This window comes from Lysobacter sp. TAF61 (assembly GCF_052113485.1).
Taxonomy (GTDB): Bacteria; Pseudomonadota; Gammaproteobacteria; order Xanthomonadales; family Xanthomonadaceae; genus Lysobacter_J.
This window is the reverse complement of record NZ_JBFRDH010000007.1, coordinates 166,828-180,095: the sequence shown is the minus strand read 5'-3', so window position 1 is coordinate 180,095 and position 13,268 is coordinate 166,828. Positions and strand designations below refer to the sequence as shown.

Annotated in this window: 14 protein-coding genes; 6 read left to right on the top strand and 8 right to left on the bottom strand. The window is 68.1% G+C overall.

Annotated elements, in window-relative coordinates:
• Positions 1-42 precede the first annotated feature (42 nt).
• Positions 43-1,314, bottom strand: a complete 1,272-nt coding sequence (locus AB4Y64_RS16050; protein WP_441817468.1) for a polyhydroxyalkanoate depolymerase — start codon at positions 1,312-1,314, stop codon at positions 43-45.
• A gap of 126 nt (positions 1,315-1,440) precedes the next feature.
• Positions 1,441-2,049 (bottom strand): class I SAM-dependent DNA methyltransferase, encoded by a 609-nt coding sequence (locus tag AB4Y64_RS16045; RefSeq protein ID WP_441817467.1) that lies wholly within the window; start codon positions 2,047-2,049, stop codon positions 1,441-1,443.
• Positions 2,050-2,172: 123 nt separating this feature from the next.
• Here AB4Y64_RS16045 and AB4Y64_RS16040 point away from each other — a divergent pair, with 123 nt between their 5' ends.
• Positions 2,173-2,592 carry a CopD family protein gene (locus AB4Y64_RS16040; RefSeq protein WP_441817466.1) on the top strand — a complete coding sequence of 140 codons (420 nt, stop codon included), beginning with the start codon at positions 2,173-2,175 and terminating at the stop codon, positions 2,590-2,592.
• 94 nt (positions 2,593-2,686) lie between these two features.
• On the opposite strand, the gene AB4Y64_RS16035 is transcribed toward AB4Y64_RS16040, so the two are convergent.
• Positions 2,687-4,381 carry an alkaline phosphatase gene (locus AB4Y64_RS16035; protein ID WP_441817465.1) on the bottom strand — a complete coding sequence of 565 codons (1,695 nt, stop codon included), beginning with the start codon at positions 4,379-4,381 and terminating at the stop codon, positions 2,687-2,689.
• A 145-nt stretch (positions 4,382-4,526) separates the two neighbouring features.
• On the opposite strand from AB4Y64_RS16035, the gene AB4Y64_RS16030 reads away from it, so the two are divergent.
• On the top strand, positions 4,527-5,813 hold the full coding sequence (locus AB4Y64_RS16030; RefSeq protein WP_441817464.1) for a dicarboxylate/amino acid:cation symporter: 1,287 nt from the start codon (positions 4,527-4,529) through the stop codon (positions 5,811-5,813).
• Positions 5,814-5,859: 46 nt separating this feature from the next.
• On the opposite strand, the gene AB4Y64_RS16025 is transcribed toward AB4Y64_RS16030, so the two are convergent.
• The 3 genes from AB4Y64_RS16025 to AB4Y64_RS16015 form a co-directional block, all read right to left on the bottom strand.
• The gene (locus AB4Y64_RS16025) at positions 5,860-6,348 is read right to left on the bottom strand and encodes an NUDIX hydrolase (RefSeq protein ID WP_441817463.1); all 489 of its coding nucleotides are present in this window, start codon (positions 6,346-6,348) and stop codon (positions 5,860-5,862) included.
• Positions 6,348-7,241: a subclass B3 metallo-beta-lactamase gene (gene bla, locus AB4Y64_RS16020; protein WP_441817462.1), complete on the bottom strand. Its 894-nt coding sequence runs from the start codon at positions 7,239-7,241 to the stop codon at positions 6,348-6,350. Before bla ends, AB4Y64_RS16025 begins: the two co-directional genes overlap by 1 nt.
• A gap of 91 nt (positions 7,242-7,332) precedes the next feature.
• Complete coding sequence (locus AB4Y64_RS16015; protein ID WP_441817461.1) at positions 7,333-7,755, bottom strand: hypothetical protein; 423 nt, start codon at positions 7,753-7,755, stop codon at positions 7,333-7,335.
• A 133-nt stretch (positions 7,756-7,888) separates the two neighbouring features.
• Here AB4Y64_RS16015 and AB4Y64_RS16010 point away from each other — a divergent pair, with 133 nt between their 5' ends.
• Entirely contained in the window at positions 7,889-8,497 is a 609-nt protein-coding gene (locus AB4Y64_RS16010) for an NADPH-dependent FMN reductase (protein ID WP_441817460.1), read from the top strand.
• Complete coding sequence (locus AB4Y64_RS16005) at positions 8,494-8,994, top strand: acyl-CoA thioesterase (RefSeq protein ID WP_441817459.1); 501 nt, start codon at positions 8,494-8,496, stop codon at positions 8,992-8,994. Before AB4Y64_RS16010 ends, AB4Y64_RS16005 begins: the two co-directional genes overlap by 4 nt.
• A gap of 146 nt (positions 8,995-9,140) precedes the next feature.
• Here the strand turns inward: AB4Y64_RS16005 and AB4Y64_RS16000 are convergent, their stop codons facing one another.
• On the bottom strand, positions 9,141-9,824 hold the full coding sequence (locus AB4Y64_RS16000; RefSeq protein WP_441817458.1) for a C40 family peptidase: 684 nt from the start codon (positions 9,822-9,824) through the stop codon (positions 9,141-9,143).
• Between the two features lie 134 nt (positions 9,825-9,958).
• Entirely contained in the window at positions 9,959-10,552 is a 594-nt protein-coding gene (locus AB4Y64_RS15995) for a C40 family peptidase (RefSeq protein WP_441817457.1), read from the bottom strand.
• 96 nt (positions 10,553-10,648) lie between these two features.
• On the opposite strand from AB4Y64_RS15995, the gene AB4Y64_RS15990 reads away from it, so the two are divergent.
• Together AB4Y64_RS15990 and AB4Y64_RS15985 are read left to right on the top strand one after the other, a co-directional pair.
• Positions 10,649-11,128 carry an FKBP-type peptidyl-prolyl cis-trans isomerase gene (locus AB4Y64_RS15990; RefSeq protein ID WP_441817456.1) on the top strand — a complete coding sequence of 160 codons (480 nt, stop codon included), beginning with the start codon at positions 10,649-10,651 and terminating at the stop codon, positions 11,126-11,128.
• A gap of 140 nt (positions 11,129-11,268) precedes the next feature.
• The gene (locus AB4Y64_RS15985; protein WP_441817455.1) at positions 11,269-13,260 is read left to right on the top strand and encodes a serine hydrolase domain-containing protein; all 1,992 of its coding nucleotides are present in this window, start codon (positions 11,269-11,271) and stop codon (positions 13,258-13,260) included.
• Positions 13,261-13,268: the final 8 nt, after the last annotated feature.

The window sequence follows — 13,268 nt, the reverse complement described above, 5'->3', positions numbered from 1 at the left end:
AGTCGACCACCGTCATTCCCGCGAAGGCGGGAATCCAGTGTCTTAGGCGACGTCCACCGTGGTGTCGGCCGGAACCGCATAGCGGGCAATGAACTCGCGCACCTGCGGATAGACCTCGGTGCGCCAGCGGCGACCGCTGAAAATGCCGTAATGGCCGGCGCCCTTGACGGTGAGATGTTCGCGATCGGCCTCGGACACGCCGGTGCACAGCGTGTGCGCAGCACGCGTCTGGCCCTGGCCGGAGATGTCGTCGAGCTCGCCCTCGATGGTCAGCAGGGCGGTGCCGTGGATGCGCGACGGATCGACCCGTTCGCCGTTGACGTCCCACAGGCCGCGCGGCAGCAGGTGCTCCTGGAACACGATGCGCACGGTCTGCAGGTAATACTCGGCCGGCATGTCGAGCACCGCGTTGTACTCGTCGTAGAAGCGGCGATGCGCGGCGGCATCGTCGAGGTCGCCTTTGACCAGGTCCTGGTAGTAGTCCCAGTGCGAGGTGAAGTGGCGCTCGGGGTTCATCGCCACGAAGCCGGCGTGCTGCAGGAAACCCGGGTAGACGCGACGGCCATGGCCCGGATAGTTCGGCGGCACATGATGGATCAGGTTGTTCTCGAACCACGACAGCGGCTTGTCGGTGGCCAGGTCGTTGACCTTGGTCGGGTTCTGGCGGGTGTCGATCGGGCCGCCCATCATCACCAGCGAACGCGGCGTGTCCTCGCCGCGCGCAGCCATCAGCGACACCGCCGCCAGCACCGGCACCGTCGGCTGGCAAACGCTGATCACGTGCAGCGACTTCGCGCCGATGTGGCGGATGAACTCTTCGATGTAGGCGACGTAGTCGTCGAGCGAGAACGCGCCGTCGCTGGTCGGCACCATGCGCGCGTCGACCCAGTCGGTGATGTAGACCTTGTGGTCGCGCAACAGGGTGCGCACGGTGTCGCGCAGCAGCGTGGCGTGATGGCCCGACAGCGGCGCCACGACCAGCACCGGCGGATCGTCCTTGAGGTCCTTGAGGTTGCCGGCGTCGTCGGCATAGCGCTTGAAGCGCAGCAGCCGGCAGAACGGCTTGCGCAGCATCTCGCGTTCGACCACCGGGTAGGCGACGCCTTCGATGTCGATCGAATGGATGCCGAACTCGGGCTTCTCGTAGTCCTTGCCGATCCGGTACATCAATTCATAACCGGCGGCGACCTGGGCCGCGCCGGGCAACGACCCCATCCACCCGCCATTGGCGCCGAACATCTTGGCGCTCGCTTCGGCCCAGTAAGTCATCGGGGCCATCCAGGCGCGTCCAAGCTCGTGCATCTGATAGAGCATTCGTCGAATCCGGTTATCGATCAGGGCGGGGTGGTGCGTCGAAGGCATGCCTGCATGCTGCATCGCAGCATAGCGGATCGGTCCAATGGCTGGATGAATTGGCGGGAAAGCCCGTCAGGACGCGCTTCAGACGGGGCGCTCCAGGGCCACCAGGCGGTCGGCGAGCGCAGGCGACAACCACAGATGCGAGCCGAGCGCGATCAGGCCCAGGGCCTGGAAGCGCTGGCGATAGAAGCGCGCGGGCCGCTGCTTGAAATCGTCGTTGTCGCCGTCGGTCTCGTCCTCGCGGGTGAAGGTTTCCAGGAATGCGACGCCGCCGCACAACTCGGCCAGCGCGGGCAGGCCGCGGTCGAGTTCGCGGGTGTCGAGGTAATGCATGACGTCGCTGCAGACCACCAGGTCCACAGGCGGGCACGGACGCAGGTGCTGGAAGTCGCCGAAGCGGGCGAAGTGCAGATTGCGGCGCGCGCCATGGCGGGCGATCGCGTACTGGCTGCTGTCGAACCCCAGGTATTGCAGCTTCGGCCGCAGCTTGAGCAGCGGCGCGCGCCAGGCGCCCTCGCCACAGCCGATGTCGAGGACGCTGCGGATCGGCCGTTCCAGGTGGTACTCGGCGGTGGCCACGGCAAGGGCGACCTTGCGTGCAAGGCGCGCACCGCTGCCCACGGCGTGGTCCTTGCTGGCGGCCTTGCGGTACCAGCGATCGAAGTAACTCTGGTCGTACTGCTTGCTCATCGTCTGGATGGATTGCGACCGGCGCGGGACGGGGCATCGTAACCGGACGGTGGATCCCCGCGTACGCCGGGATGACGCAGATCGGGTATGCCATCCTATTGCCCGCATTTCGGAGCAGAACCCATGGCCTATCTCTGGACCAAGACCGCCCACCTCGTGTTCGTAATGGCCTGGATGGGCGGCGTGTTCTACCTGCCGCGGATCCTGGTCAACATCGCCGAGGCCGGCGACGACGCGGCGGTGCGCGCGCGGCTGGTGCTGATGGGCAAGCGCCTGTATCGCTTCGGCCACATCATGTTCGGCCTGGCTTTCGTGCTCGGCCTGACGCTGTGGCTGCACTTCGGGATCAGCGGCGGCTGGCTGCACGCCAAGCTCGCGCTGGTCGCGGTGATGCTGGCGTACTTCATCGTCGCCGGGCGCTGGCTCAAGGGCGTGGACGCCGGTCGCGCACTGCCTTCGTCGAAGGCACTGCGCTGGTTCAACGAGTTGCCGGTGTTGCTGCTGGTGGCGATCGTGTACCTGGTGATCGCCAAGCCGTTCTGATCAAGCTGTTCTGATCAGGCCGTTCTGATCAGGCCGTTCTGATCAGGCCGTTCTGATCAGGCCGTTCTGATCAGGCCGCGACGGCGGGCCGGCCTCAGCGGAACTTCGCCGGGTCCGGCAGCGTCACCGGCACGCCGTGCGGATCGCAGTCGCCGGCCTTGCACAGGCCATCGCGCAGCTTCGGCATCGCCTGCAGCATGAAGTGGAAGATCGCGTTCTGCTCGACGCTGCCGCGCACGGCATCGCTGCCGGGGCCGCGCGCCCAGATGCCGACGTCGTCGCCGCCGTGCGATTCCGAGCTCATCGGTACCAGCGCCTCCTGCAGGTAGTCGGGATCCTCGGTGTCGACGTTGCGAAGGTTCGGGCGACCGCGCTTGGGAACCTGCACGCCGCTGACGGTGTGCTGGAACCTCTTCGGTCCTTCGCCCTGCTGCGCGCTCGCGCCGACATAGCCCGGGCCGTTGCTGTAGCTGAGCGTGGTGTAGGGCAGGCCCTGTGAGTCGAGGGCATAGTCGCCGGCTTCGCCTTCCTCGCCGCTGGCGCCACGGACCTTGCCGAGGATCGGATTGCCGCGCACCGGGTAGCCGACGAAGCTCAGCGTGTGCGAGTGGTCGGCCGTGACCAGGACCAGCGTGTCGTCGGCCGAGGTCGCATCGACGGCGGCCTGCACCGCTTCGCTCAGGGCGATGGTGTCGGTCAGGGCGCGGTAGGCGTTGCCGTAGTGGTTGGCGTGGTCGATGCGGCCGCCTTCGACCAGCAGCACGTAGCCGTTGGGGTTGTGCTGCAGGCGCGTGATCGCGGCGCGGGTCATCTCGGCCAGCGTCGGCTCGCCGGCGCCGTCCTTCGGACGGTCGTAGGAGAACTGCATGTGGTCGGGTTCGAACAGGCCCAGCAGCGGGCCCTGCGTCGGCGCGGCGGCGAACTGCTGGGCATTCCAGACGTAGTTGCCGTCCGGGTGGCGCTGCTTCCACTGCGCGATCAGGTCGCGGCCGTCGAGGCGCTGGCCGACCTTGTCGTCGTACTCGGGATCGGACTGCTGCGCGGTCATGAACTCGCCGCGGCCGCCGCCCATCAGCACGTCGGGGCCGTTGCCGTAGGGCGTTTCGATCAATTGCCGGGCGATGTCGAGGCAGCCGGCGGCCTTGGCGTCGTCGGGCAGGTCGGTGTCGTTTTCCCAGTTGCGGTCGGCCGAGTGGGTGAACGTCGCGCCGGGCGTGGCATGGGTGACGCGGGTGGTGGTGACCACGCCGGTGCCCAGGCCCTGGCTGGCGGCCAGTTCCCATAGCGTCAGCACCGGTGCCTGCAATGCCTGCGGACAGTTATCGCGCGCTGCCTGCTGGCCGATGCTGAGCACGCCGGCGCGGGTCTTCACGCCGGTGGCCATGGCGCTCATCGTGCCGGCCGAATCGGGCGTCTGCGAGTTGGTGTTGTAGGTCTTGCTCAGTGCCGTGGCCGGGAAGCGCTCCCAGCTCAGTCGGTTCTCCTCGCCGGAGCCGCCCTTGCGCTGGCCATCGAGGATGCGCGCGGCGGCGACGGTGGTCAGGCTCATGCCGTCGCCGACGAACAGGATCACGTTCCGGGCCTTGCCCGACATCGCACCGCGCTGCGCCGCCTGGGCCGCGCCGTCGCGGAACCACCAGGCCGGCGTCTCGCCGCCGGGGCGCTGGATGGTGGGCACCTCGACGTTCAGCGGCGTCGATGCGCTTTCGTTGCGCACGCCCTGGCTGGAGCAGGCGCTGGCGAGCAGGGTGAGGGCGGCAGTCAGGCAAACACTGGACAGTCGGGGCATGGGCACGTGGCGTCGACAGGCAAACCGCGATTATGCAGGGCGTTATTGCAGTGCTGGGACACCGGCGTTGCATTCACGGGGTCGCAGGCCTGTCCGGGCTGGGATATCGTGCAAAACCGACAAGCAAGGCAAAGCGAAGGTCTCGATGAAGGTGGTTTCGGCCTGGCTCCGCATCCCGTTCTGGCAGCGCGTACTGGCCGGATTCGTCCTGGGTGCGTTCGCAGGTTGGCTGTTCGGCCATTCCGCCGAAACCTGGTTCGGTCCGCTCGGCACGATCTACGTCAACGGCATCAAGATGATCGCCGTGCCGCTGGTGTTCTTCGCGGTGATGAACGCCATCAGCAGCCTGCACGGGCAGAAGTCCGTGGCGGCGCTGGGCGGGCGCACCTTTGTCTGGTTCGCGATCACCGCCGCGCTGGCGGTCTGTGTCGGCTTGTCGATGGGCTGGTTGCTGCAGCCCGGACATGGCCTGGCCGGTCTGACGGTGGCGCCGGACTACACCGTGCGCGAAGTGCCGACGCCGACGCAGGTGCTGCTCGATGTCATCCCGACCAATCCGTTCAAGGCGCTCAGCGACGGCAAGATCCTGCAGGTGATCGTGTTCGCTGGCCTGCTCGGCTTCGCCATGGTCAGGCTCGGCGAGCGCACGGCCAACCTGCGCAAGCTGGCCGCCGAGGCCAGCGACGCGATGGTGCAGGTCACCCGCTTCGTGCTGGAACTGACCCCGCTGGGGACCTTCGGGCTGATCGCCTCGCTGGTCGGCGCCTACGGCTTCGAGAAGCTGCTGCCGCTGGGCACGTTCGTGTTCGCGCTGTACCTGGCGTGCGCGCTGCACATCGTCTTCGTCTACGGCAGCCTGTTGCTGCTGCACGGGCTCAATCCGCTCAAGTTCTTCCGCGGTGCGGCGCCGGGCATGCAGGTCGCGTTCGTGGCCTCGTCGAGTTTCGCGGCGATGCCGGCGGCGATCCGCTCGGTCACCCACAACCTCGGCGTCGACCGCGACTACGCCGCGTTCGCCGTGCCGCTGGGCGCGAGCATCAAGATGGACGGCTGCGGCGCGATCTATCCGGCGCTGACGTCGATGTTCGTCGCCCAGTACTTCGGCCTGCACCTGGAGCCCAGCCAGTACTTCACCATTCTCATAGCCTCCGTGCTGGGCAGCTTCGGCACCGCCGGCGTGCCGGGCACGGCGATCGTGATGGTGACGCTGGTGCTGTCGGCGGCCGGCTTGCCGCTGGAAGGCATCGGCTACCTGGTGGCGATCGACCGCGTGCTCGACATGATGCGCACGATGACCAACGTCACCGGGCAGATGCTGGTGCCGGTGCTGGTGGCCAAGGAAACCGGGCTGCTCGATCGCGAGGTGTATGAGGCGGCGTCGAGCAACCTGGGCATCGCCGAGGGCGAGAAGGCCGAGATCGGCCGGCTGTGATGCGCACGCTGTGATGCGTCCGCAGTGATGCGCACGCTGTGACGAGCTACACCCGCGAGTAGCTCCACGACTGCATGCGGCCGTCGCGGTATGGCATCACGCCGTGGAACGAGCGCGCGTCGCCGTCGAAGACCAGTGGCAGGAAGTTGCGGTCGCCTTCCCACATCGGCAGTTCGTGCAGCTTGTCCAGCGGCACCCATTCCAGCGTGCCCTCCGGATTGCTCGCGTGCGGCGTGCCGCTGAAGCGGGTGATCACGAACACGAAACCGAGCCAGTCCTCGCCGTGCTTGCCGAAGCCGGGCCAGCTGATGGTGCCGCGCAATTGCAGCTCCTCGCAGTCGATGCCGGCTTCCTCGTGGATCTCGCGGCGCATGCCGGCGACCACGTCCTCGAGCGGCTCGAGCTTGCCGCCCAGGCCGTTGTACTTGCCGAGCTGGTGGTCATCCGGCCGCGCATTGCGGTGGACCATCAGCACCTGGCGCCCGTCGGGCGAAAGCACGTAGCCCAAGGTGGCCACGATCGGGGTGTACGGCATCAGTGTTTCGCCTCGGATTCGGTCCTGAGCTGGGCATCGAGCCTACCCGCTGCGCGGCTCGCATAGTCGGCGCAGGTGAGCGGTTGCGGGTGCGGCGCACCGGTGTTGCCGGGCGTCCAGCCGCTGGCATCCGGGTGCGGCGTGATCAGCACGTCGCAGGGCAGGGCGCGCACGGTTTCGATGCTGCGCCGGTAGTCGTCGACGATGTGCGGATAGCGCGGATTGCCGGCCAGCCGGTAACCGGGCGCGGACAGGCTGTCGACATAGGCGATGTGCAACGGCTTGCGTTCGCGAACGTCGTCCCAGGTCCAGCTCATGCTGCCCGGGGTATGGCCGGGCGTGAAATGCACCGTGAAGGCGATGCCACCGAGCTCGACCGTTTCGCCGTCCATCACCAGGCGGTCGGCGTGCACCGGCGGGAACAGCATGTCGTCGCCGAAGTGCAGGTCGGCGCTGCCGCCGCGCGCCAGCAGTGCAGCCGATTCGGCATTGCTGATCACGCGCGCACCAGTCGCGCGCTGGATCGCGGCGAGCGGGCCAGCGTGGTCGACATGGGCGTGGCTGTGCAGGATCAGCTTGAGGTCGGATGGGGCGACGCCGAGCTCGCGCATGTGCGCCAGGATCATGTCGGCGGCCTGCGGCATGCCGCCGTCGATCAGCACGGCGCCGGCGTCGGTCTTCACCAGCAGCGCGCTCAGGCCGGCCGTGCCGATGTACCAGGTGTGCTCGCCGATGCGGAACGGCGCGACCGGCTGGCGCCATTCGTCGGAGGATTCGTAAGCGTGCGACGGCGGCAGGACCGCCTCGGGCCGCTTCGCCGGGGCGGCGAACAGGGGAGCGGAGGCCGCGAGCAGAATCGCGGAAGCGACAGTGGAGATTCGCAGCAGGGGCATCGGCGACGGCTCGCGTGGGGGCGCACAGTTTCGGCGATTTCGACCCTGCCGATATGTGCCGGTGTTCACCCCGTGGTTGCGCGGGCGGCGATCACAAGCGCGGCAGCGTGCTGCGCCGGTAGACCAGTCGCACCGCAAGCAACGCCGCCGGGATCGGCAGTACCAGGCCGGCGATCGCCAGCCAGGTCGGATGCGGGAACTTGAGGATCATCGCCAGCACCGCCGAGATCACCACCAGCGCGACCAGCAGCGCGGCGGCGGTCTGGTGGCGCGCGATCTTCGCCGCGACGAGGGCGCCGGTGAAGGTGCCCAGCACCCAGGCCACGAGCACGGTGGCCTTGGCGCCGAACGGCATCTGCGCGACGAACGCGGCGAATGCGGCCTCGTTGGCCGGGTCGGTGATGTCCAGGCCCGGCGGCGGCGGATAGGCCGCGTGGCCGATCAGTTCCACCAGCAGGATCACCGCCACGGCAACCACGGCACCGGCCAGCATGCCCAGAATCGTCCGTCCCATTGTGTGCTCCTCGCGTTGCCTGTCCTTGCCAGGCCGCGAGGATCGCCCGCGGGCGCGCATGCTGCAAGCTCACGCGCGCCGCGCATAATCGAGCGCCTGCGGCCGGTGTGTGGCCGTTCCTCCGGAGCCTTGGATGCCTGCTGCCGTTCCACGCCTGCTCGCTTTTGCCGGAAGCCTCCGCCAGGGGTCCTACAACCGGCGCCTGGTCCATGTGCTGGCCGACGGTGCGCGCGCGGCCGGCGCCGAGGTCACGCTGATCGAGTTGCGCGACTATTCGCTGCCGGTCTACGACGGCGACATCGAGGCCGCCGGCATGCCCGATGCGGTGCGCCAGTTGCAGGCGTTGATGGGCCGGCACGACGGGTTGCTGATCAGCACGCCGGAGTACAACGGTTCGATGCCGGCGCTGGTCAAGAACACGCTGGACTGGATTTCGCGGCCGACCGACGCCGGCGGGTCCGGCGTCGCGTTGTTCCAGGACAAGGTGGCCGGCATCGTGTCGGCCTCGCCCGGGCCGCTCGGTGGCCTGCGTTCGCTGCTGGTGCTGCGCGACGCGCTTGCCAAACTCGGGTTGCTGGTAGTGCCGCAGCAGGTCGCGGTAGGTCAGGCGGCCGACAAGCTGCCCGACTACGGCATCCTCAACGACGATCGCCTCAGGAACGGTGTGCACGGAGTGGCCAATGCCGTGGTGCGCCACCTGCGCGCGACTCTTTCCGATCCTTCCACCGGAGCCCCGTCATGAGCGGTACACAGCGTGAATTGAACCTGCGTTTCCTCGCCGAGCCGTCCGACGTCAATTACGGTGGCAAGGTCCACGGTGGCGTGGTGATGAAGTGGATCGACCAGGCCGGTTATGCGGCGGCGGTGGGCTGGTCGGGTACCTACAGTGTCACGGTGGCGGTGGGCGGCATCCGTTTCGTGGCGCCGATCCGCATTTCCGACATGGTCACGGTGCACACCAAGCTGGTGCACACGGGCACGACCAGCATGCATTTCGCGGTCGATGTGAAGGCGCGCGATCCGATGCAGGGGCCGGAGGAGGATCGTCTGTGCACGCATTGCGTGATTGTCTTCGTCGCGCTCGACGGGGCCGACGGCAAGCCGACGCCGGTGCCGACCTGGAATCCTGTCAACGATGTCGATCGCCATCTGGGCGAGTACGCGCTCAAGGTGATGGAGTTGAGCAAGGGCATCGAGGCGACGATGAATGAGTTGAGCAAGGCGGCCCAGGTGGTCTGAGTTGCCGGGCTGCGCCTGGCGGGGTGAGTCGTTCGAAGGGCGTCGTCCGCCGGGCCGGGGATCCATGGACGTTGTTCGCGGTGGCCGGAGGCGCCAATGAAAAAGGCCGCCCTGGGGCGGCCTTTCGGGAACGGGGGCGGAGGCGGTCAGATGCCGTCGAGGCGGCGGGCCTGCATGAACTTGGCGCTCCAGTAGCCGGTGTCGAGGTTGGAGACCTGGACGTCCTTGCCGCGGCTGGGGGCGTGCACGAAGCGGCCTTCGCCAACGTAGATGCCGACATGGTCGACGCGGCCGCGGCGGCCGAAGAAGACCAGGTCGCCTGCATTGAGCTTGGCGCGGTCGGTGACCAGTTCGCCGCTCTTGGCCATTTCGCGCGAGACGCGCGGCAGGTCGATGCCCAGGGCGTTGTGGAACACGTAGCCGACCAGGCCGCTGCAGTCGAAGCCCTTGTTGGGGTCGGTTCCGCCCCAGACGTACGGGGTGCCGAGCAGGGCCATGGCCCGCTGCAGCACCGAGGCGATCTTGCCCTGCTGGGCCGGCGGCACGTTGGCGGCGGCGTCGGAGGAGCCCGGGGCCAGCAGACGGTTGAGGTCGGTTGCCAGCAGCAGGGCGCGGTCGGACAGGCTCATCGCCTCCGGCAGCATCGTGCTGGTGGCAGCGGCCGGGCCATCGGCGGAGTCTGCGGCCAGCGACGACGACGGCATCTGCTGTGCCAGCGCCGGCACGGCCAGCAGGGCCAGTGCGGCGGCGAGGAAGAATTGAACACCCACCCGGAACGGGCGGCGGGGATTTGCGGCGGCTTGGCCGGGGCGGAGCGGGTTGGGCGTCACGCGGTCATCACGAAGTCGTCGACCGGGCGATCATGCCTGTGAAACAGGTGGATTGGGTTCAGATTTCGTTAAAAATGCATTAACGGGCGGGCGGGTTGTCACAAATCATGCCACCGCTAACCCCAAGTCCCTGTTCAGGAATTTGGTCGAGCCGCCTGATTCAGCACACGCTTGGCGCCGCTGTAATGGTCGCGCCAGTAGCTGCCGTCGAGGGTGTCCAGGCGGACCGTGCCGCCGGTGCTGGGGGCGTGCACGAAGCGGCCTTCACCTACGTATATACCGACGTGGCTGACGTTTCCGCCCTGGCCGAAGAACACCAGGTCGCCGGCGGCAAGCCGCTCGGGGACGATGCGCGGGCCCTGGAAGCCGGCCAGCTCGCGCGAGGTCCGCGGCAGGCGCAGGTCGAGCATGTCGCGGTAGACATAGTTGACCAGGCCGCTGCAGTCGAAGCCGCCTTCCGGCGTATTGCCGCCGTAGCGGTAGGGCGTGCCGACCAGGCTGATCGCCCGCATCAGGACCGCGTTGGCCGCCGCCGGGTCCTGCGGCTGCACGACTGGCCAGGTCCGTGCCGGCGGCCGCGACCGGCGCACGACTTCGTGGCTGCCGCCGCAGGCGGCCAGCGCCAGGCACAGGAGCGCAAGGGAGGTTGTGGCCCAGACGGCGCGCGCCCCGCGCAGTGGCGCGGGGGCGGTCTTGCCGGGATAATGCGGCGCTTTCGTCACGGCCATTAGCTTGGCCGTTCATGTTGCCGACGGTCAAGCCGTCGCCGCCCCCTGCCGCCGAACCGTACCGACTGGCGGCACCCCATGCCGAGCCCCCTTGCAATGAACATCGAGAAAGATCGCGTCGTCCTGTTCCACTACTCCGTCTCCGAGCAGGGCCAGGAGACGCTTGAAAGTTCGGAAGGCCGCGAGCCGCTGGCGATCCTGATCGGCCACGGCAACATCATCCCGGGCCTGGAGAAGGCGATGGAAGGCCACGTCGCCGGCGACAAGTTCGAAGTCGACGTCGCTGCCGTCGACGCCTACGGCGAGCGCCGCGAGGGCCTGACCCAGCGCGTGCCGAAGAAGCACTTCCAGGGTGCGCGCCTGGAGCCGGGCATGCAGGCGGTGCTGCCGACCAACTTCGGTCCGCGCGCTGTCACGATCCAGAAGGTCGGGATGAGCGTGGTCGACGTCGACCTCAACCATCCGATGGCCGGCAAGGACCTCCACTTCGCGATCGAGATCGTCGAAGTGCGCGAGGCTTCGACCGAAGAAGTCGAGCACGGCCATGTCCACGGTGAAGGCGGCCACCAGCACTGACCCGCGCTCCCTCACCGGGATGGCAGACGGCCCGCGCAAGCGGGCCGTTTTGTTTTTGCGCTCCTGTGGACAACGTCACTCCGGAGATCGCCGCCCGAGCGTGCTTTAATCGGCCCTTCTCCTGGGGAGGGGTAGCGTCGATGGCAGCAGCACGCACGCACTGGGCGCGCGCAATCGCACTGGCGATGGCACTGACCGCAACGGCGGTGGCAACCGCCGCAGCGCCGGCAGCGCAAACCGCAACGCCGGCCACCGACGCCACCACACCACTCCCGCCACCTCGCGCAGTCGATGCCACCGACCTGTCGGCCTACGTCGACGGCGTGATCGACGGCTACATGCGCCGCCTGGGCATCGCCGGAGTCACCGTGGCGGTGGTCGACCAGCAGGGCCCGCTCCTGCTTCGCGGCTACGGCATGGCCGCGCAATCGCCACACCGCGAAGTCGACCCCGCGCGGACCCTTTTCCGCGTCGGCTCCGTGTCCAAGACCTTCACCTACCTGGAGGCACTCAAGCTGATCGATGCCGGCAAGCTCTTGCTCGATGCCCCGGTCAACGACTACCTCCCGTCCGACCTGCACCTGCCCGACGACGGCTACCCGCCGGTGCTGGTGCGCCACCTGCTCACCCACAGCGCAGGCTACGAAGACACCGCGCTCGGCCACCTGTTCGCCAGCAAGCCCGAAACCACCCTCAGCCTGCACGACTACCTGCTGCACCACCGTCCGGCACGCGTGCGCGCCCCCGGCACGCATGCGGTCTACTCGAACTACTCCCTGGCGCTGCTCGGCGCCGTGCTGGCAAAGGTCAACGACGTTCCGTTCGAGTCGCTGGCCGAGCGCGACCTGTTCGAACCGATGGGCATGCAGCTCACCACCTTCCGCGAGCCGCTCGGCCAGGGCGACGCGCGCAATGCCGACGCGCGGTTCCAGGGTTTGTGGTCGCAGGGCTTCAAGCGCGAGGGCGGCGGCTACGCCAGCGAACCGTTCGAATACATTGCGCAGATCGCCCCGGCCGGCAGCGTGTCCAGCAACGCCGCCGACATGGCGCGCTACCTTACCATGCTGGTCAACCGCGGCGAGCTCGATGGCCAGCGCATCGTGCCTGCCGCGGCTTTCGCGCGCCTGGAAGGCGAGCCGTTGTTCCGCAACGCGCCCGATGCCACCGGCTTCGCCTATGGCTTCTTCCGCAAGCGCTATGGCCAGGTGCAGAGCCTGGAGCATGGCGGCGCGACGATGTACTTCCACTCCAATCTGGTTGCGGTGCCGGAGCTTGGCTTCGGCGTGTTCGTCTCGACCAATACCGACAGCGGCGTGCGCCTGGCCGCGGAGTTGCCGCAACTGCTGCTGCAGCGCTACTTCCCGCGGGCCCGCGACGACGCCCTGCCGTCGCCGCCGAAGGATTTCGCGACCCGCGGCCTGGCCTACGCCGGCAAGTACCTGGGCGAACGCCGCCCGTTCCTCGGTTTCGAGAAACTGCTGCTGGCCAGCGCGGCCACCGTCGCGGTCACCGAAGACGGATACCTGACCCTGACCAGTGGCGAGGAGAGCACGCGCTGGGTCGAAGAGAAGCCGAACGTGTTCCGCGCCGTGCAGGGTCCTGGCCGGCTCGCTTTCCTGGTTGGCCAGGACGGCGCGATTACCGGCTTCGTCACTCCGGGCGGGCATGACGTTTACGACCGCGCCGGCGCACTGGACGATTCGCAGCTGCTGATGGCGATGATCGTGCTGTCGGCCTTGACCGCACTGGGCGTGATCACCGGCGCCTGGATGCGCCGCTGGAAACGCCGCAACGGCGAGGCGATGTCGGCCATGCGCAGTGCGCAATGGCTCTACGCCACCGCGGCGGCGTGGTTGCTGCTGGCGCTGCTGCTGGCGATCGCCGCATTCGGGATCGCCAAGGGTGGCAACGCGCTGATGTTCAGTTACCCCGGCGTGCCACTGCGCCTGGCGCTGTGGTGGGCGCTGCCGGTGATGCTGCTGACGGTGGTGTGCATCGTGCAGTTGTGGCCGGCGTGGCGCGCGCGCCACTGGGGTTTCTGGCGCAAGTTGCGGCACACCGGCGCGGTGGCGATCTTCGCCTTCGCTGCCGTGCTGATGTGGTCCTGGAACATGGTTGGCTGGAAACTCTGAGGAGATTG